Here is a 16759-nt window from a genome sequence, read left to right as displayed (position 1 = left end):
AAAGTCTCTCCCACACCCCGAAAACAGATGCCACCGTGCCGGGGCCGCTCCGTTGGAGCCCGTACTGACGACTACGGCGTAGTGGGATACTCCCCTTCGCGATTGCCCATCGTACCCCAGTGCACGGCGCGTTCTCGGGTGTTCCCGACTCCAGGCGCTACCGTTGCGGCAACCCGACCGAGAATCGAGGAACGCCATGTCGTTCATGACCACGGAACCGGCCGCCCCACCGGAGCACAACGGCGACGACGCCGCGGCGCGCCGGCGCGGTCCGCGCACCAGCGGGGACGCCCGCAGGGCCATCGTCGATGCCGCGGGCGCCCTGTTCATCGAGCACGGGCCCGAGCACGTGAGTGCCCGCCGCATCGCGAGTGAGGCCGGCGTCGACCCGAGCCTCATCCGCTACTACTTCGGCTCGGTCGAGGCGTTGCTCGCCGAGGTGATGCGCCCCAACGGTGAGCTCATGGATCCGTTCCTCGAACTGGCGAAGCTGCCGGCCGAGGAGCGCGGCGAGGCGCTGCTGCGCGCCGCCCTGCGCGTGTGGGAGGACCCGCACGGCCGCGCCTTCATGATCTGGCTCACGGGGGCCTGCAACCGGGAGAGCCTGGCCTACCGCCGGTTCGTCGACGCCACCCCCAAGCTGTGGCACGCGGCCCTTCCGGACGGCACTCCCCAGGCCGAGATCGACATTCGTTCCGCATACGTGAATTCCGTATTGACCGGACTCGGCATAACGCGCTATGTATGGCGAATGGAGCCGCTCGCGAGCATGCCTTTCGAGCGTCTCATCGGCAGTCAGGCGCCCCTGGTTCAGTCGTACCTGACCGGCCCTCTACCCGAATAGTGCGCCTAACCGAGTAACGCTGATCCTTCGAGGACCGACGGGTTCCGCGCGTGATACCGATCGAGGATCACAAGATGGAAAAGTCAGAGACCCGGAAGCGCGGGCCACGGACGGACGGAGACGCGCGCGAGTCGATCGTGAACGCCGCGCGCTCCCTGTTCATGGAACTCGGCGTCGACCGGGTGAGTGCACGGCGCATCGCCAGCGAGGCCAGTGTCGACCCCAGCCTAGTGCGCTACTACTTCGGCTCCACCGAAGCCCTCCTCGAGGAGGCGCTGCGCATCCCCGAGGAACTGCGCCTGCCCTTCCGGCAGCTGCCCGGCCTGCCCGTCGACGACCGCGGACGGGCGTACCTCGAGGCCTGCCTCGACGTGTGGGAGCACCCGATGGGCGTCACCATCATGCGCTGGGTCGCGTTCGCCGCTGAGCGCGACAACGAGGCCTACCGCCGGCTGGTGCAGCTCACGACGGAGGGCGTGCGTCTGGCCCTCCCGGAGGACACCCCGCTCGACGAGGCGGCCGTGCGGTCCGGGCTCGTCAGTACCGTCGCCGCCGGCCTGGGCGTCACCCGGTACATCTGGAAGCTGGAACCGGTGGCGAGCATGCCGCGGGAGCAGCTCATCGCGTCACACGCCCCTGTCGTGCAGGCGTTCCTCTCGAAGCCCCTGCCGTTCCGCCCCGCCGAGTAGGGGGTCCCCCTGCTGCTCCCGTGAGGTGCCCAGATCGGTTCCCTTTTCGCCCGAAACGGGACCGTTTTGGGCACCTCACGGGCTAGTCGGGGCCGTTCCGGAGCGAGCAGCGGCGGCGATGTCCCGGGAACGACGAAACCCCCTCCGAGTGGAGGGGGTTTCGCGTGTGTTGTGACCCCAGCGGGATTTGAACCCGCGTTACCGCCGTGAGAGGGCGACGTCCTAGGCCGCTAAACGATGGGGCCGTTTTTGCAACTCAACGAGTATGCCATACGGAACGGCGCCGAACGAAATCGAGCGCGGGACCACCCGGCCAGGCCCGTTCTCTCAGCAGCGCCGAGGGGTCAGACGAGCACGGCGAGGGCGCCAGGAACCACCCGGATGTCGAGCGGCAGGGGGCCGAGCCGCTCGCCGTCCGCGTAGGCGACGATGCCGCCGCGGGCACCGGTCGCGGCGATGCGGATCGCGCGGGCCCGGAGCAGCCGCACCTGCGGGAGGGCGGCGTGCGTGCCGCGGAAGACGCGCGGGAACAGGCGCAGGAAGGTGAGCCGGGACACGGGGGCGACGATCAGCACGTCGAGCGCGCCGTCGTCGAGCACGGCGTCCGGCGTGATGCGCATGCCGCCGCCGATCGATCCCGCGTTGCCCACCGAGACGAGCGCCGCCGGCTCCCGCTCCTCGCGGCCGTCGATCGTGAGCCGGTAGTCCACGGGCCCGAAGGTCACCAGCTCCCGGAGGAGCGCGAGCACGTAGCGGGAGGCGCCGCGCGGCCGGCGCATCCGGTTGGCCCGCTCGTTCACGGCAGCGTCGAAGCCGGCCGAGAGGGCGCAGGCGAACCACGTCTCGCGGCCGTCGGCGTGCGTGACGAGGCCGGCATCGATCCGCCGCGACCCGCCGCCGGACGGAGCCAGGGCCGCGACCAGCCGACTCAGCGCGGCCGCGACGTCGCCGACGGGCAGCCCCAGGTTCCGCGCCATGTCGTTGCCCGTTCCGCAGGGCACGATGCCGAGCGGCACGTCCGTGCCCGCGACCGCGTTGGCGCCGAGCCCCACCATGCCGTCCCCGCCGACGACGATCAGCGCGCGCGGTCCACCGGCGAGGGCGACGGCGACGGCCGCGGCGAGCGCATCGGCCGAGTCCTCCTGCAGCGGCGTGACAATCCAGCCCGCGCGACGGAGGGCGGCCACGGTGCGCGCTCCCACGGCGGCGCCCCGCCCGGATGCCGCATCCGGGTTGATCGCGACGACGATGGTGCGGGCGGGCGCTTCGGCGGGCATGGGTCGAAGAGTAGGGCGTCGCCGACCGCGGGCGGGTATTTGCGGAGAACGGACGCACGGTGTTGCATCGGAGGATGCGCCTGACGAAGTACGAACACGCCGCCCTCCTGCTCGAGAACTCCGGCCGGAAGCTGTTCGTCGATCCGGGATCCTTCACGACCCCGCTCACCGAGACCGCGAACACCGCCGCCATCGTGATCACCCACGAGCACCCCGACCACTGGACGCCCGAGCAGCTCAACCGCATCGTCGGCATGAACCCGGGCGTGCCCATCTTCGCCCCCGCGGGCGTGGCCGCCGCCGCCGAGGACTTCGAGATCACGGTCGTCAACGCCGGGGACACCGTCGAGGTGGACGGCTTCACGCTGCGCTTCTTCGGCGGCACCCACGCCATCATCCACTCGTCCATCCCCGTGATCGACAACCTCGGCGTGCTCGTCAACGACACGCTCTTCTACCCCGGCGACTCCTTCACGATCCCGGAGGGCGTCGAGGTCGACCTGCTCGCCGTGCCGTGCGGCGCGCCGTGGCTCAAGATCGCCGAGGTGATCGACTACGTGACCGCCGTCGCGCCGAAGCGCAGCTTCCCGGTGCACGAGATGGTCCTGTCCGTGGCGGGCAAGGGCATGGCCAATCAGCGCATCGAGGCGGCAACCGAGGCAGGCGGCGGAACCTTCTTCCCGCTGCAGCCGGGGGAATCGCTCGACGTCTAGCCGGTATCCTCGGGGTCTGACCTCGACCCCGGGATGCCACCGCACGTGAATACGCTCGACGCCCTCGCCGTCCTCTGCGAGCTCTTCACCTGGATCGGGCTGATCGGCGGCGTGCTCCTGCTTCCCCTCGGCGTCGCGGCCCGCTTCGCCTCGCGGCGCTGGGTCGGCACGACGGGCGTCATCGCGCGCGGGCCGATGGGTCCGCTGGTGCGCTGGTTCGACACGGCGGGCGAGGTGCACCAGGTCGACGCGGACACGCCCGAGTGCGCCGGCCTCGAGGTGGGCAGCGACATCCACGTCTACTTCTCGTCGCGGCGTCCCGACCGGATGCGCACGGACTCCCCCGCCCACGACGGGCGCGCGCTGCTGCTGCTCGGCGGGATCCTGCTCGCCATCGGCATCCTCGCCTGGATCGCCGGGCTCCTGCTCCTCTTCGCCGAGGGCGGCGCCGCGGGCTGAGCCTGCCCCGGGTGCCCCTGCCTCCGCGATCCGCGCAAAACCACTTGCCCCTGCCCAGGCAGGAGCATCCTGCCCAGCTTCAACCTGGGCACGATGCCTCTGCCTGGGCAGGGGCGGTAGTGGGGGCCGGGCAGGAGCGGGAGCGGGGGCGGGACCGGGCGGGCGGACGTGGCACGGGAGCCCGCCGTCGCTACACTGGAACGCGGATCGTTCCAACGTTGTAATGACGGTGGGACACAGGACTGCCACTCGACGAGGAGACACCGCATGCCCATCGCCCCCCCGAGCCGCCAGGACGGCACGCACCCCCGCCCACAGTTCGTCCGCGAGCACCACCGCGCGCTCGACGTGCGGGCCGGCTTCGCGTACGACGACGCGGACGAGGGCCGCGACGCCCACTGGGAGCGCGACGCGACGCCGTTCACCCGCGAGATCCAGCTGCCGTTCCCGCCGGAGTCCCCCGCGTCCGGCGTCGGCGACATGAGCTTCCACCCCGTCGTCTGGTACCGCATCCCCGTGACCGAGGCCGACCTCGACGCCGCGGGCCGCGGCACCTCCGGCGACCGGATGCTGCTGCACTTCGGCGCCGTCGACTACCGCGCCGACGTGTGGGTCGACGGCACGCACGTCGTCTCCCACGAGGGCGGGCAGTCCCCGTTCTCCGCGGACATCACCGCGGCGCTCGACCCCGCCGCTCCGGAGCACGCGATCGTCGTGCGCGCCGAGGACGACCCGCTCGACGTCACCATGCCCCGCGGCAAGCAGGACTGGCACCCGGAGCCGCACGCCATCTGGTACCAGCGCACGACCGGCATCTGGCGCACCGTCTGGCTCGAGGCCGTTCCCCGCCTCTCCGTCACCGACGTCGCCTGGCTTCCGGACGTGCCCCGCGGCGTCGTGCGCGCCGAGCTCACCCTGAGCCGCCGCCCGTCGACGCCGGTCACGGTCGCCGTCGACATCTCGTACGAGGGTGAGATCGTCGCCCGGCAGAGCATCGAGACGCTCGAGGACCAGGTCGAGTTCGAGATCACGCTCGGCGGTCAGCGGAACGGCCAGCACTACGAGCAGCTGCTCTGGTCGCCGGAGAACCCCCGCCTGCTCGACGCGGTGGTGACCCTGGGCGAGAACGGCGCCCCGACCGACGAGGTCGGCAGCTACCTCGGCCTGCGCTCGACCGCCGTCGAGAACGGCCAGTTCCTCCTGAACGACCGCCCCACCTACGTCCGCTCCGTCCTGGAGCAGGGCTACTGGCCGGAGTCGCACCTCACCGCTCCGAGCGTCGAGGCGCTGCGGGCCGAGGTCGAGCTCATCCTCTCCCTCGGCTTCAACGCCGCCCGCATCCACCAGAAGGTGGAGGACCCCCGCTTCCTGTTCTGGGCCGACCGCCTCGGGCTCATGCTCTGGGGCGAGACGGCCGGCGCCTATGCGTTCACGGCGACCGCGGTGCAGCGCCTGATGCGCGAGTGGGCCGAGCTGGTGCGGCGCGACCGGTCGCACCCCTGCATCGTCACCTGGGTGCCGCTCAACGAGTCCTGGGGCGTGCAGCACGGGGCGCACGACGCCGCCCAGCGCGCATACGGGCTCGCCCTCGTGAACCTCACCAAGGCCCTCGACCCGACCCGCCCCGTGGTCTCCAACGACGGCTGGGAGCACACGGACACCGACATCTGGTCGATCCACGACTACGAGGCCAGCGGCGTGGTGCTGGAGAAGCGCTACGGCACGCGCGAGGCCATCGACGAGATGCTCGACGGCTTCGGCCCGGCGGACCGGCGCATCAGCGTGATGCCGGAGGGGCGCGTGGAGCGCGGGCAGCCCGTCATGCTCACCGAGTTCGGCGGCGTCAGCTACGCCCCGAACGTGACGCTCGACGACAGCTGGGGCTACTCGACCGCGAGCGACGCCGAGGACTTCGAGCGACGCCTCTCGGAGATCCTCGACGCCGTGAACGCCTCGACGGTGCTGCGCGGGTTCTGCTACACGCAGCTCACCGACACGCGCCAGGAGACGAACGGCCTGTGCGACGAGAACCGGGTGCCGAAGCTGCCCGTCGAGACCATCGCTCACATCATCCGCGGCACGCGGTAGTTCCAGGACAATGGACGACATGACACTTCCCTCGTCAGGCGCGCCGCTCTCGGGCACGCAGGTCTCCCTCTCCGCCGGCGGTTACACGGCGACCATCGCAAGCATCGGCGCCAGCCTGCGCTCGCTGCAGTTCGAGGGGCGCGACCTCGTCGTGCCCTTCGACGAGGACGCGATCCGTCCGGTCTACCGCGGGGCGACGCTCGTGCCCTGGCCGAACCGCGTCGTCGACGGCACCTACGAGCTCGACGGCGAGACCCAGCAGCTCGGGCTGACCGAGCCCGAGCGCGGGCATGCCCTGCACGGGCTCGCGGGCTGGCTCGACTACGAGGTGCGCGAGCACAGCGGGTCGTCCGCCACCCTGGGCGTCACCATCCCGGCGCAGCTCGGCTACCCGCGCCGGCTGGACATCGCCGTCACCTTCACGCTGTCGGAGGCGGGCCTCGAGACCACGGTCACCGCGACCAACACGGGCCACGGCGTCGCGCCGTTCGGCACCGCCCCGCACCCGTACCTGCGCGCGGGCGACGGACGCGTGAACGAGTGGACCCTGAGCCTCCCGGCGGACGAGGTGCTGACGGTGACCGAGGACCGGCTCATCCCGACGGGTCGCGCGAGCGTCACCGAGGCCGACGGTGGCGTCTACGACTTTCGCTCGCCGCGACGCATCGACGACACGTTCATCGACCACGCCTTCACCGGTCTGTCCCGCAACGGGGACGGCGCCACAGAGGTGCGGCTGACCGCGGCCGACGGGTCCGGCGTCGCGATGCGCTGGGGTGCCGAGTGCCCGTGGGTCCAGGTGCACACCGCGGACCGCCCCGAGCCGGAGATGAACCGCGTGGGCCTCGCGGTCGAGCCGATGACCTGCCCGCCCGACGCCTTCAACTCCGGCGACGACCTGATCCTCATCGAGCCCGGCGGGTCCGCGTCGGCGTCCTGGGCGATCGCCGCGATCTAGACGGCTCGCACGCACGGAAAAGGCGGGGCACACATTCGGTGCCCCGCCTTTTCCGTGTCCGAAGTTCCTGCGCGGGGTACGTCCCTTCGACAAGCTCAGGGACCGTGAAGGTCCGACACGCGTTCCGTCCCTTCGACGGGCTCAAGGACCGTGATGGTCCGAGGCCCGTTCCGTCCCTTCGACGGGCTCAGGGACCGCGATGGTCTCAGGGACCGCGAACCCCCACGGACCGCGGGCTCAGTCCGCGGCGTCGACCTCCACCACCGCGACGCCGCGCGGCTCGAGCACGTGCTCGGCGCCGGCCAGCGTCACCCGCGCCTCGCGAGGCGCGTGGTTGACCAGAAACACGCTGTCGCCGCGACGCACGGCCTCGACGCCCGCGACGGGCTCCGGCAGCACCGGGCTCACGCCCGCGTCGCCGAGCACGGCGTCGAGCAGGGCGGCCATGGCCTCGGGGTCCGGCAGTGTCGCGGCGTACCAGGCCCGGCCCTCCCCGCGGCTGTGCGCCGTGATGGCCGGCCAGCCGTCGAGCTCGCCGCCCTCGAACGCGGCGATCACGTCCGCGCCCTCCGAGTGGAGGTACTCGGACCACAGAGTTCCCGTCCCGCCGCTCACCAGCGAGCCGCCGAACGCGGTGCCGGGAACCGGGGCAAGGCCCGTGCCCGCGAGGTCCGGTCCCGCCGGGGGCGCGAACTCCTCGACGCGCACGCCGAGGGTCTCGGCGAGCACTCCGAGGTAGCCGCCCGCGGTGATGTGGGCGTCCTCGTCGGTGATTCCGGTCTGGAACGTCACGAGCAGCCGCCCGCCCGCACGCACATAGGTGTCGAGGGCGCCGAGCGCCTCCGCCGTCGCGACGAAGAGGCTCGGCACGATCACGGCGCGGTAGCGGCTGAGGTCGGCCGACGGCGCCACGAAGTCGACCGTCACCGTGCGGCGGTGGAGCTCGCGGTACCAGGCGAAGGCGTGCTGCACGTACGGGATCTCGGCGGGGGTCGCCTCCTGCTCGATGCTCCACCAGCTGTCCCAGTCGAAGACGATGGCCACGTCGGCGGGCACGCGGGTGCCGCGCACCCGGTCGAGCCCGGCGAGCTCGCCGCCGAGCTGCTCGATCTCCCGCCAGGTCTTCGTCTCCGTTCCACCGTGCGGCAGCATCCCGGAGTGGAACTTCTCGGCGCCGGCCACCGACTGGCGCCACTGGAAGTAGAGGATGCCGTCGGCGCCGCGGCCGAGCGCCTGGTACGAGAGCGCGCGGTTCATGCCCGCGGGCTTCGCGGCGTTGCGGCGCCGCCAGTTCACCGCGCTCGACGCCTGCTCCATGAGGATCCAGGGCCGCCCGCCGCCGAGCGACCGCACGAGGTCGCGCACCATCGCGCCGTAGGCGGGCGAGTCCGGGTCCGCGGGGTCGGGGTAGCTGTCGTCGCTGACGACGTCGACCTCCTTCGCCCACCGCCAGTAGTCGACGCCCTTGAAGAAGCCCATGAAGTTGGTCGTGATGGGCACGTCCGGTGTCGCCTCGCGCAGGATGTCCCGCTCCCTGCGGTAGCAGTCGAGCAGCTCGTCCGAGCTGAACCGGTCGAAGTCGAGCGCGTGCCCGGGGTTCTGTACGTCGGCATCGTCCGAGGCGGGTACACCTCGGCGAAGTCGCCGTACTGCTGCGACCAGAACGCCGTGCCCCAGGCCTCGTTGAGCCGGTCGATGCTGCCGTACCGGTTCCGCAGCCACTGGCGGAAGGCCTTCGCCGACACGTCGCAGTAGCAGTGCGCGACGTGGCAGCCGTACTCGTTGTTCACGTGCCACAGCTCGAGCGCCGGGTGCGAGCCGTAACGCTCCGCGATCGCGCTGACGAGCCTCGCGGCGAGCCGACGGTAGACGGGAGAGCTCGGGCAGTAGTGCTGTCGGCTGCCCACGGACAGGGTCACCCCGTCCGCGGTGACGGGAAGAACCTCGGGGTAGGCATGCGGCAGCCAGGGCGGCGGCGACGCGGTGGCCGTGGCGAGGTCCACCCGGATGCCCCCCGCGTGCAGCCCGTCCAGCACCCGGTCGAGCCAGCCGAAGTCGAACTCACCCTCCCGGGGTTCCAGCTTCGCCCAGGAGAAGACGCCGACGGTGGCGAGGGTGATGCCGCCCCGCTGCATGAGCCGGACGTCCTCGTCCCACACCTCCTCCGGCCACTGCTCGGGGTTGTAGTCTCCGCCGTACCAGATCGGCATGGAGCCGTCCTTTCCGTCTCTTCGTCGTGTGCGAATGGTGCGTGATGCGCGTGCCGCGCCGGGCGCGGAAGCGGCACGGATGGAGCGTCAGCCCTTGACGCCGCCGGTAGCCAGGCCGCTCTGCCAGTAGCGCTGCAGGTAGAGGAAGGCGATGACGAGCGGGATCACGGACACGAGCGAGCCCGTGATGACCGTGGAGAACAGGGCCTGGGAGCCGCCGCCCGCGGCACTGGCGGACTGCTGCTGAGCGAGGCCGACCGTGAGCGGGAAGAGGGACGGGCTGTTGAGCATGATGAGCGGCAGCAGGTAGTTGTTCCAGGTCGCCACGAGGGCGAACAGGAACACCGTCACGACGCCCGGTCCGAGCAGGCGCAGGCCCACCTGCCAGAAGATGCGGAACTCCCCCGCCCCGTCGATGCGTGCCGCCTCGATGAGGCCGTCGGGGATGGCGTCCGCGGCGTACACCCGCATGAGGAACACGCCGAACGGGCTGACCAGCGACGGCAGGATGATGGCCCAGGCGGTGTTCGTGATGCCGAAGTTGCTGAACATCAGGTAGGTGGGGATCGCCAGCGCGGTGAGCGGCACCATGATGGCGCCGAGCACGACGCTGAACATCAGCACGCCGCCGGGGAACCGGTACTTCGCGAACGCGTAGCCGGCCATGGTGGACAGCAGCGCGGCGCCGAGCCCGCTCACGACCGAGTAGAAGATCGTGTTCCAGCCCCAGCGGAGGAAGATGCCGTTCTGCACCGAGAACACCGACTGCAGGTTCTCCCACAGGCTGAAGTCCTTGCCGAACCAGAGCCCGAAGCTGGAGAACAGGTCGGTGTTGTTCTTGGTGGAGGCCACGACCAGCCAGACCAGCGGGAACAGGAAGTACAGCACGATCACCCAGAGGACGATCGTGAGCAGGGTGCTCCTGCGGTTCTCGGGATCGAAGCGGCGCTTCGACCGGCGGGGCAGGCCCGCCTCGGGGCCGCGCGGGGTGGTCTCCGCCGCTCCGGCGGCGTCGACGATGGGGATGGCGCTCACGACAGTCGCTCCCGTCTCTGGGTCGACAGCTGCACGACGTAGCTGACGATCATGATCACGATGCCGAGGATGAAGGCGATGGCCGCGGCGTAGTTGATGTTCTGGTTGACGAACGCGAGGTTGTAGGCGTAGTAGTTCGGCGTGTACGAGTCGGAGATGGCGTTCGGCGCGATGGCGTCGAACAGGCTCGGCTCCGCGAACAGCTGGAACGTGCCGATGATGGAGAAGATGACCGTGAGCAGGATCGCGGGCCGGATCGCGGGGATCTTGATGCTCCAGGCGATGCGGAACTGGCCCGCGCCGTCGATCTCCGCCGCCTCGTAGAGCTCGCCGGGAATGGACCGCAGCGCGGCGTACATGATGATCATGTTGTAGCCGACGAAGCCCCAGGTGACCACGTTCATGATCGAGTAGAGGATCAGGTCGGGCGACAGCAGGTTCGGCGCGTCCAGCCCGGTGGCCCGGATGGTCTGGGCGATCGGACCGAAGTCGTTGCCGTACAGGTAGCCCCACATGAGCGCGGCGAGCACGCCGGGCACCGCGTAGGGCACGAACACGAGCAGGCGCACGTACTTGCCGCCGCGCACGCGACCGGAGTCCACGGCGAGGGCGATGAACAGCGCGAGGGCGAGCATGATCGGCACCTGGACGAGGAGGAATCCGCCCATCCGCAGCACGCCGTCGATGAAGCCCTGGTCAGTGAGCGCCCGGACGTAGTTCTGGAAGCCCACGAACGTGGAGCCGCCGATGAGCCGGTCCTGGAAGAAGCTCAGGTACCCGGAGTAGAAGAGCGGCACCACCAGCATGGCGATGAAGATCAGCATGAAGGGGGCGACGAAGAGGTAGGCGGCGCGGTTCTGCCGCCGCTGGGTTGCGTTGTGCCGCGGCCGCCGGGCGGGTGGCGCTGAGGTGCGTGTCATTCGAGACTCCGATGTCTGGAAGGAGCAGGGGGAACCGGCCGGCCGACCTCGGCCGGCCGGCCGGTTCCCGCGGTGGCGCTACTCGACCGTGAAGCCCTGGTCGGTCGCGTACGTGGTGAGCAGGTCCTGCCACTCGTCGAGGCCGGCGGAGAGGTCGCCCTTCTCCGCGATGGCCTTGCCGATGGAGTCCTCGAAGCTCGAGTAGGCGTAGTCCATGTAGGGCAGCCAGTCGAAGTCGGAGTCGACGGTGCCCGAGATCTCCGAGAAGAGCTGGTTCACCTTCTGGCCGCCGTAGAACTCGGCCTCCTGGTCCACGAACGCCGGGTCCTCGAGCACGTCGTTCTGCGGCGGGAACAGGAACTGCTCCGTCGCGAACTTCAGCGTCGACGCCTTGTCGTTGTTGATCCACTTCGCGAGCTCGTATGCGGCGATGGGGTTCTCGGTCGACGCGAGCACCGCGTCGGACGAGCCGCCCCAGTTGCCCGACACGCTCTCACCCTCGGCGTACTGCGGAAGCTCGGCCGCGCGCCAGAGGCCCGAGGTCTCGCCGGCCGTGCCCTGCAGGAACACGGGGCCCCATGCGGCGGTCAGCCAGCCGGCGTACTTGCCGCTCGCCAGGCCCTGGTACCACTGGTCCGTGAAGTCCGGGTCGATGGACACGAGATCGCGCTGCACGAGGTCCTGCCAGTAGGCCATGACCTCCTTGGCGCGGTCGGAGTTGACGTTCACGCCGACGGTCTGGTCGCCGTCGTAGGAGAACGGCTTCTCCCCCGCCTGCCAGAGGAGCCCGATGACCTGGCCCGCCTGGTTGGGTGCGAAGTTCGTGATGTAGGAGCCGGTCGCGCTCTTCACGGCCTCGGCCGCCGTCGCGTACTCCTCCCAGGTGGCAGGTGCCTCGGTGATGCCCGCCTTGGCCAGGATGTCCTCGCGGTACAGGTTGCCCATGGGGCCGACGTCCTGCGGGATGCCGTAGACGGCGCCGTCCTTCGACACCTGGTTCCAGACCCAGTCCACGTAGTCGCCCTCGAGCTCGTCCGCGCCGTAGGGCGCGAGGTCGAGCAGGCTCTCGGTGAGGGCGAAGGAGTTGATGTACTGGTACTCCATCTGTACGACGTCCGGTGCACCCTCGCCCGCCTCGATGGCGGTGCGGATCTTCTGGTAGTGCGGGGCGCCCTGGCCGACGTTCACGACCTCGACGTCGATCTCCGGGTACTCCGCCTCGAAGAGGTCGACCTCGTTCTGGATGTCGGGGACCCACGTCCAGAACGTGAGCTTGGTCGGCGTGCTGAGCGCCTCGTCGATCTCGTCCTGGGAGGCGGGGGCCTGGTTCCCGCCGCCGCCGCCACCGTCCGATGCGGTGCAGCCGGTGAGCAGCAGCGCCGCCGCCACCGCCGAAGCACCCAGCATCTTCGCTGTTCTCGGTACCACTCTGCGCATGTCCTGTTCTTCCTTTGTTCGGCCCGCCGGGTCCGTTACCGGCGGGGTTCCTGCTCCGCCAGGACCAGGCAGGTCCAGGGCTCGAGCGAGAGGGTCGTGCCGGGCGCGTGCTCCGCGCCCGTGACGAGGTCGCGCACCGTCGCCGGGGCGACGACGGATGCGGGGTGGGAGCTCCAGTTGTGCACGAACCAGGCGCGCGTCGCGCCCGCGCGGCCGGAGAGCACGGTCACGGAGGCGGGCTGCTGCCAGCCGGAGGCGATCGGGTCCGGGGCGAGCCAGCGGGCGAGGTCCTCGGACAGCACCGGGTTGGGCACGGTGCCGACCGTCGTGATCCGGCCGGCGCCCGAGCCGCGGGAGGTGATGGCCGCGAACCGCCCGAACTCCGGGTGGTCGTAGGCGGCGAGCACGGTTGCGCCGTCGGCCTCGAGTCCGTCGGCCCACGCCGTGCCGCGAGCTCCCGCGGAGAGGCGGAGGTCGCCGTCCGCGGTCAGCGCGAGGTCGTGGTCGAGGTTCGAGAACTCGTCGTACCAGACCCCGGCGCTCGCGGTCAGGATCGCCGGGGCGACCGCGCGGCGTGCGCGGGCCTCCTCGTCGCCGTAGCCGGTGCGGGGGCCGATCACGAGGTGGCCGCCGGCCTCCGCATAGTCGCGCAGGAGTCCGAGGAGCTCGTCCGTCGCCACGTACAGCGCGGGCACGACGAGCACGGGATGCTGCTCGGCGAGTTGCGCGGCGGTCAGGGCGAGCGCCTGCACGTCGTGCAGCACCCGCGCCTGCCGGCCCGCGTCGACCACACCTCGGTAGAACGCGTCGAAGATGCGGTTGTAGGACGAGGCGTCCGGTCCGTCGCCCTCGCTGAGCGGCGGGAAGAACTCCATGGCCCACTTGCTGGGGTTGCTGAAGAGGAGGGTCACGTCGGCGTCCGGCACGTATCCCTCAAGCGAGTCGCCGATGCTGCGGAGGGTGGCGCCGATTTCGGCGATCTCGCGGTAGATGCGGCCGGGTCGCTGGCTGTGCGGGAGGATGCCGCCCCAGTAGGTCTCCGTGCCGAAGTGGAGGCTGTGCCAGTGCCAGTACTCGACCATGGCGGCGCCGCGGGCCACGAGGGCGAGGGCGGCCTGCCGGAGCTGCCCCGGGTAGGGCGGGTAGTTGTGGTAGCTGCCGGAGATGCTTCCCGCGTTGGTCTCGGTCACGAGGTAGCGCTCCTGGCGCGAGGAGTACATCCGGTCGGCCTGGCGCAGCAGGCCCCAGACCCCGGTCGTCGTCCAGGCCGAGATGGGGTCGCGCTCCGCCTCGAAGCCGAGCCGGTCCTGCATGCCGTAGTAGGGGTTGCCCGCGGTCACGTCGAGGGCGGTGGTGATGGCCTCGTCGTCCATCGCCGGTCGCGGGTAGGCGAGGCAGGTCGTCACGAACTGGTCGTCGCGGGCGTACTCGCGCACGATCTCGGCCTGCCAGGAGATGTACTCGGTGGTGAGCTCGGCCTGGTAACGCCGCCAGGCGAGGTCGTACTGCGGGAGGGTGTTGCCGTCCGGCACCCAGAGCTCGGCCCAGTCGGAGATGCGGTGGGACCAGTAGGTGAGGCCCCACTCGCGGTTCAGCGTCTCGACGTCGCCGTAGCGGTCCTTCAGCCGCTCCACGAAGCGCACGAACGTGTGCCGGTTGTGGAACAGCAGCATGCCGGGCTCGTTGTCCACCTGGTAGCCGATGACCGCCGGGTGCTCGGCGTACCGGGCGATGACCCTGCGGATCACCCGCTCGGCGTGGAAGAGGAAGGCCGGGTGCGTGTAGTCGACCTCCTGCCGCGCACCCCAGGGGTGGCGCGTGCCGGTGGGGCGCTCGGCCGCGATCTCGGGGTGCGCCCGCTGGAGCCACGGCGGTACCGCGTAGGTGGGCGTGCCGAGGATGACGGAGATACCCCGCTCGTGCGCGCCGTCCAGCACGGGCTGCAGCCAGTCCAGATCGAACTCGCCGTCCCGCGGCTCCCACGTCGACCACACCGACTCGCCGACCCGGATGACGCTGAACCCCGCCTCCCGCATGAGGTCGAGATCCTCCGCGGTGCGCGGCTCGGGCTGATACTCCGCGTAGTACGCGGCCCCGAAGAGGATGCGGCTGCGGAAGGCGTCGGTGCGGGAGGGGTCGGTCATACCGTGGACTCCATCGTCGAGGGCAGGGGGACTGCGCCGTCTCGTTACCGGTAACGAGAACGACCGGGGACAGAGTGACAGGTTTCGTTACCGGTAACAAGTGCTGTTACGCAATCGCGACCGGCGCGCGATCAGCCCTCGGACCGCGCCCCCGTCCGGGGCGGAGCTAAGGGAGGCCCGATCAGCCGGCCGCGACGGGGCCGGAGGAGAGCCGGGGCACCAGTCGCGGCGGCGCCGGGACCGGGGTCGCGAGGGCGTTGGGGTCGCCGATCAGCCCGAGCAGGCTCTTCACCGCGAGCCGGCCCTCGTTCTCGAAGTCCAGCTGCACGGTCGTGAGCGGAGGCGAGTAGAAGCGTGCCTCGGGGAGGTCGTCCATGCCGACGACGCTCACCTCGTCCGGGACGGCGCGGCCCCGTTCCGCAAGCGCGCGCAGCACTCCGAGCGCCATCTGGTCGTTCGCGGCCACGATCGCGGTGACGCCGAGCTCGCTCGGCATCCGCATGGCGCCCTCGTAGCCGCTCGCGGCGGACCAGTCGCCGGGCAGCGAGCCGAGGGAGGTGAGACCGCGCTCGGCGAGCGCGCCCTCGTACGCCACAGCCCGGTTGCGGGCGGAGAGCCACGCCGGCGGTCCCGAGATGTGGAAGAAGCGGCGATGCCCGAGCCGGTACAGGTGGTCGACGAGCTGCCGCACGCCGTCTGAGTTCGGGCTCGCGGGGTGACCGGGCACGCTGTCGTCCGACTCGGTCTCCACGTACACGGGCACGGAGAACCGCGATTCGGCGACGACCTCGACCAGGTGGTCGGTGGGGGCGAAGGCGAGGATGCCAGCGAGGTCCTGCTGCGCCAGCAGGGACACCGCGACCTCGATGTCGTTCCTGCTGCGCGGGTCGAGGCTCACGACGTCGAGCAGGTAGCCGGCCTCACGGGCCGCGTTGCTCGCCCCCTGGATGATCTTCGACGGCCCGGTCTCGAGCATCTCGTAGGCCATGGCGCCGATGCGCCTCGACCGGTTGGTGGCGAGGGACCGCGCCGCGAGGTTGGGGCGGTAGTCGAGCTCCTTGAGGACCCGCTCGATGCGCTCGCGGTTCTCGGGCCGGATGCCCGAGCCGCCCTTCAGCAGTCGCGACACCGTCTGGTGCGACACCCCCGCCTGGCGCGCGACGTCGTAGATGGTGGGCACGCGCCTCGGGCTCGCCGGCCCCTGCTTCTCCCCTGTCGACGCCGTCACCGCTCACCTCTTCACGACCTGACGAACGGGCGTCATCCGCCCCGGCCCTGCCAGGATCCGGTTCTCTCGGAACCCGGTCCTGTCGGGTTCTCGTCCTGTCAGGATATGTCTCCCGCGGATCCGCCCTCGGGATCGCGCACCAGGTCCGCCCAGTCCTCCTGGATCAGCCGCGGCGAGGAGTGGATGTTGACCATGAGGCAGGGACGCGCGGACCGGTTGGTGAACTGGTGCCAGGCCCGCGGCGGGATTACCCTGATCGACCCGCCGGAGATCATCTCCCGCTGCCCGTCCACGATCACCTCGATCTCGCCGTCGAGGATGACGAAGATCTCCTCGTAGGGATGCCGGTGCTTCTGCGCGCCGCCGCCCGGCCTGCTCGTCACCACGAAGAACGAGGTCTGCGCGCCATGCTCGAAGCCCTGGAAGAGGGCCGCTCCCCCTCCCGCCGGGCGCAGGCTGTCGATCGCGATCGTCATCGTCCGCTTCTCTCTCCGTCGCGAGGGCCCGGAACGCGGGCCGTCCTGGCGTCCTTTCTACACGGGCCCGGGCGGGGCGCGCTCGTCGCGATCGATGCGGCGGCTGCCCGATTCCGCGGGCTCAGTCGCGCGGCACGCGCGCCGCACCGCAGTTCCAGCAGGCCGCACCCTCGATGAGCGCGCCGCACTCTCCGCACGTCGCCGAGAGCCAGCACACCGCATCGCCGACGGTGCTCTCCTCGTCCGCCATGCAGCCATTGTGCTGCACCGCGCCGGGGTCG

General features: G+C 70.8%; 15 protein-coding genes, 1 tRNA gene and 1 pseudogene. 6 read left to right on the top strand and 11 right to left on the bottom strand.

Annotated elements, in window-relative coordinates:
- The first annotated feature begins 196 nt into the window (after window positions 1–196).
- Both DAI20_RS08080 and DAI20_RS08075 read left to right on the top strand, forming a co-directional pair.
- Window positions 197–844: a TetR/AcrR family transcriptional regulator gene (locus DAI20_RS08080; RefSeq protein ID WP_108250069.1), complete on the top strand. Its 648-nt coding sequence runs from the start codon at window positions 197–199 to the stop codon at window positions 842–844.
- 74 nt (window positions 845–918) lie between these two features.
- The gene (locus DAI20_RS08075) at window positions 919–1533 is read left to right on the top strand and encodes a TetR/AcrR family transcriptional regulator (RefSeq protein ID WP_108250068.1); all 615 of its coding nucleotides are present in this window, start codon (window positions 919–921) and stop codon (window positions 1531–1533) included.
- A 172-nt stretch (window positions 1534–1705) separates the two neighbouring features.
- Here the strand turns inward: DAI20_RS08075 and DAI20_RS08070 are convergent.
- Window positions 1706–1778: transfer RNA gene (locus DAI20_RS08070), tRNA-Glu, on the bottom strand.
- Between the two features lie 99 nt (window positions 1779–1877).
- The gene (locus tag DAI20_RS08065) at window positions 1878–2810 is read right to left on the bottom strand and encodes a diacylglycerol/lipid kinase family protein (protein ID WP_108250067.1); all 933 of its coding nucleotides are present in this window, start codon (window positions 2808–2810) and stop codon (window positions 1878–1880) included.
- Between the two features lie 74 nt (window positions 2811–2884).
- On the opposite strand from DAI20_RS08065, the gene DAI20_RS08060 reads away from it, so the two are divergent.
- The 4 genes from DAI20_RS08060 (at window position 2885) to DAI20_RS08045 (ending at window position 7028) form a co-directional block, all read left to right on the top strand.
- Complete coding sequence (locus tag DAI20_RS08060; protein WP_108250066.1) at window positions 2885–3523, top strand: MBL fold metallo-hydrolase; 639 nt, start codon at window positions 2885–2887, stop codon at window positions 3521–3523.
- Between the two features lie 45 nt (window positions 3524–3568).
- Window positions 3569–3982: a DUF3592 domain-containing protein gene (locus DAI20_RS08055; RefSeq protein ID WP_108250065.1), complete on the top strand. Its 414-nt coding sequence runs from the start codon at window positions 3569–3571 to the stop codon at window positions 3980–3982.
- Window positions 3983–4249: 267 nt separating this feature from the next.
- Window positions 4250–6070 carry a glycoside hydrolase family 2 protein gene (locus tag DAI20_RS08050; RefSeq protein ID WP_108250064.1) on the top strand — a complete coding sequence of 607 codons (1821 nt, stop codon included), beginning with the start codon at window positions 4250–4252 and terminating at the stop codon, window positions 6068–6070.
- Window positions 6071–6089: 19 nt separating this feature from the next.
- On the top strand, window positions 6090–7028 hold the full coding sequence (locus DAI20_RS08045) for an aldose 1-epimerase family protein (RefSeq protein WP_108250569.1): 939 nt from the start codon (window positions 6090–6092) through the stop codon (window positions 7026–7028).
- Window positions 7029–7265: 237 nt separating this feature from the next.
- On the opposite strand, the gene DAI20_RS18920 is transcribed toward DAI20_RS08045, so the two are convergent.
- The 9 genes and pseudogenes from DAI20_RS18920 to DAI20_RS19080 all read right to left on the bottom strand — a co-directional run bounded on the left by DAI20_RS18920 (window position 7266) and on the right by DAI20_RS19080 (window position 16728).
- Window positions 7266–8180 (bottom strand): beta-galactosidase, encoded by a 915-nt coding sequence (locus DAI20_RS18920; protein ID WP_240606020.1) that lies wholly within the window; start codon window positions 8178–8180, stop codon window positions 7266–7268.
- A pseudogene (locus DAI20_RS18915) lies at window positions 8172–9163 on the bottom strand (beta-galactosidase); the annotation flags it as partial. The gene DAI20_RS18920 and the pseudogene DAI20_RS18915, both read right to left, overlap by 9 nt.
- A gap of 162 nt (window positions 9164–9325) precedes the next feature.
- The gene (locus DAI20_RS08035; RefSeq protein WP_438501983.1) at window positions 9326–10204 is read right to left on the bottom strand and encodes a carbohydrate ABC transporter permease; all 879 of its coding nucleotides are present in this window, start codon (window positions 10202–10204) and stop codon (window positions 9326–9328) included.
- A gap of 65 nt (window positions 10205–10269) precedes the next feature.
- On the bottom strand, window positions 10270–11193 hold the full coding sequence (locus tag DAI20_RS08030; RefSeq protein ID WP_108250063.1) for a carbohydrate ABC transporter permease: 924 nt from the start codon (window positions 11191–11193) through the stop codon (window positions 10270–10272).
- A 78-nt stretch (window positions 11194–11271) separates the two neighbouring features.
- Entirely contained in the window at window positions 11272–12630 is a 1359-nt protein-coding gene (locus tag DAI20_RS08025; protein WP_240605969.1) for an ABC transporter substrate-binding protein, read from the bottom strand.
- A 35-nt stretch (window positions 12631–12665) separates the two neighbouring features.
- Window positions 12666–14774: a beta-galactosidase gene (locus DAI20_RS08020; RefSeq protein ID WP_108250061.1), complete on the bottom strand. Its 2109-nt coding sequence runs from the start codon at window positions 14772–14774 to the stop codon at window positions 12666–12668.
- A 181-nt stretch (window positions 14775–14955) separates the two neighbouring features.
- Window positions 14956–16002 (bottom strand): LacI family DNA-binding transcriptional regulator, encoded by a 1047-nt coding sequence (locus DAI20_RS08015; RefSeq protein WP_108250060.1) that lies wholly within the window; start codon window positions 16000–16002, stop codon window positions 14956–14958.
- Window positions 16003–16100: 98 nt separating this feature from the next.
- Window positions 16101–16478: a cupin domain-containing protein gene (locus DAI20_RS08010; protein WP_108250059.1), complete on the bottom strand. Its 378-nt coding sequence runs from the start codon at window positions 16476–16478 to the stop codon at window positions 16101–16103.
- 121 nt (window positions 16479–16599) lie between these two features.
- Window positions 16600–16728, bottom strand: a complete 129-nt coding sequence (locus DAI20_RS19080) for a hypothetical protein (protein WP_306766468.1) — start codon at window positions 16726–16728, stop codon at window positions 16600–16602.
- Window positions 16729–16759: the final 31 nt, after the last annotated feature.

Origin of the sequence: Planctomonas deserti (assembly GCF_003067705.1) — a bacterium.
Taxonomy (GTDB): domain Bacteria; phylum Actinomycetota; class Actinomycetes; order Actinomycetales; family Microbacteriaceae; genus Planctomonas; species Planctomonas deserti.
This window is presented reverse-complemented; position numbering and strand designations above follow the sequence as displayed.

Excerpts from the sequence above, each read along its gene's own strand:
- DAI20_RS19080 (WP_306766468.1), bottom strand. The coding sequence starts at position 16,728 with ATGGCGGACGAGGAGAGCACCGTCGGCGATGCGGTGTGCTGGCTCTCG.
- DAI20_RS08010 (WP_108250059.1), bottom strand. The coding sequence starts at position 16,478 with ATGACGATCGCGATCGACAGCCTGCGCCCGGCGGGAGGGGGAGCGGCC.
- DAI20_RS08030 (WP_108250063.1), bottom strand. The coding sequence starts at position 11,193 with ATGACACGCACCTCAGCGCCACCCGCCCGGCGGCCGCGGCACAACGCA.
- DAI20_RS08050 (WP_108250064.1), top strand. The coding sequence starts at position 4,250 with ATGCCCATCGCCCCCCCGAGCCGCCAGGACGGCACGCACCCCCGCCCA.
- DAI20_RS08080 (WP_108250069.1), top strand. The coding sequence starts at position 197 with ATGTCGTTCATGACCACGGAACCGGCCGCCCCACCGGAGCACAACGGC.
- DAI20_RS08065 (WP_108250067.1), bottom strand. The coding sequence starts at position 2,810 with ATGCCCGCCGAAGCGCCCGCCCGCACCATCGTCGTCGCGATCAACCCG.
- DAI20_RS08025 (WP_240605969.1), bottom strand. The coding sequence starts at position 12,630 with ATGCGCAGAGTGGTACCGAGAACAGCGAAGATGCTGGGTGCTTCGGCG.
- DAI20_RS08075 (WP_108250068.1), top strand. The coding sequence starts at position 919 with ATGGAAAAGTCAGAGACCCGGAAGCGCGGGCCACGGACGGACGGAGAC.
- DAI20_RS18920 (WP_240606020.1), bottom strand. The coding sequence starts at position 8,180 with ATGCTGCCGCACGGTGGAACGGAGACGAAGACCTGGCGGGAGATCGAG.
- DAI20_RS08060 (WP_108250066.1), top strand. The coding sequence starts at position 2,885 with ATGCGCCTGACGAAGTACGAACACGCCGCCCTCCTGCTCGAGAACTCC.
- DAI20_RS08045 (WP_108250569.1), top strand. The coding sequence starts at position 6,090 with ATGACACTTCCCTCGTCAGGCGCGCCGCTCTCGGGCACGCAGGTCTCC.
- DAI20_RS08020 (WP_108250061.1), bottom strand. The coding sequence starts at position 14,774 with ATGACCGACCCCTCCCGCACCGACGCCTTCCGCAGCCGCATCCTCTTC.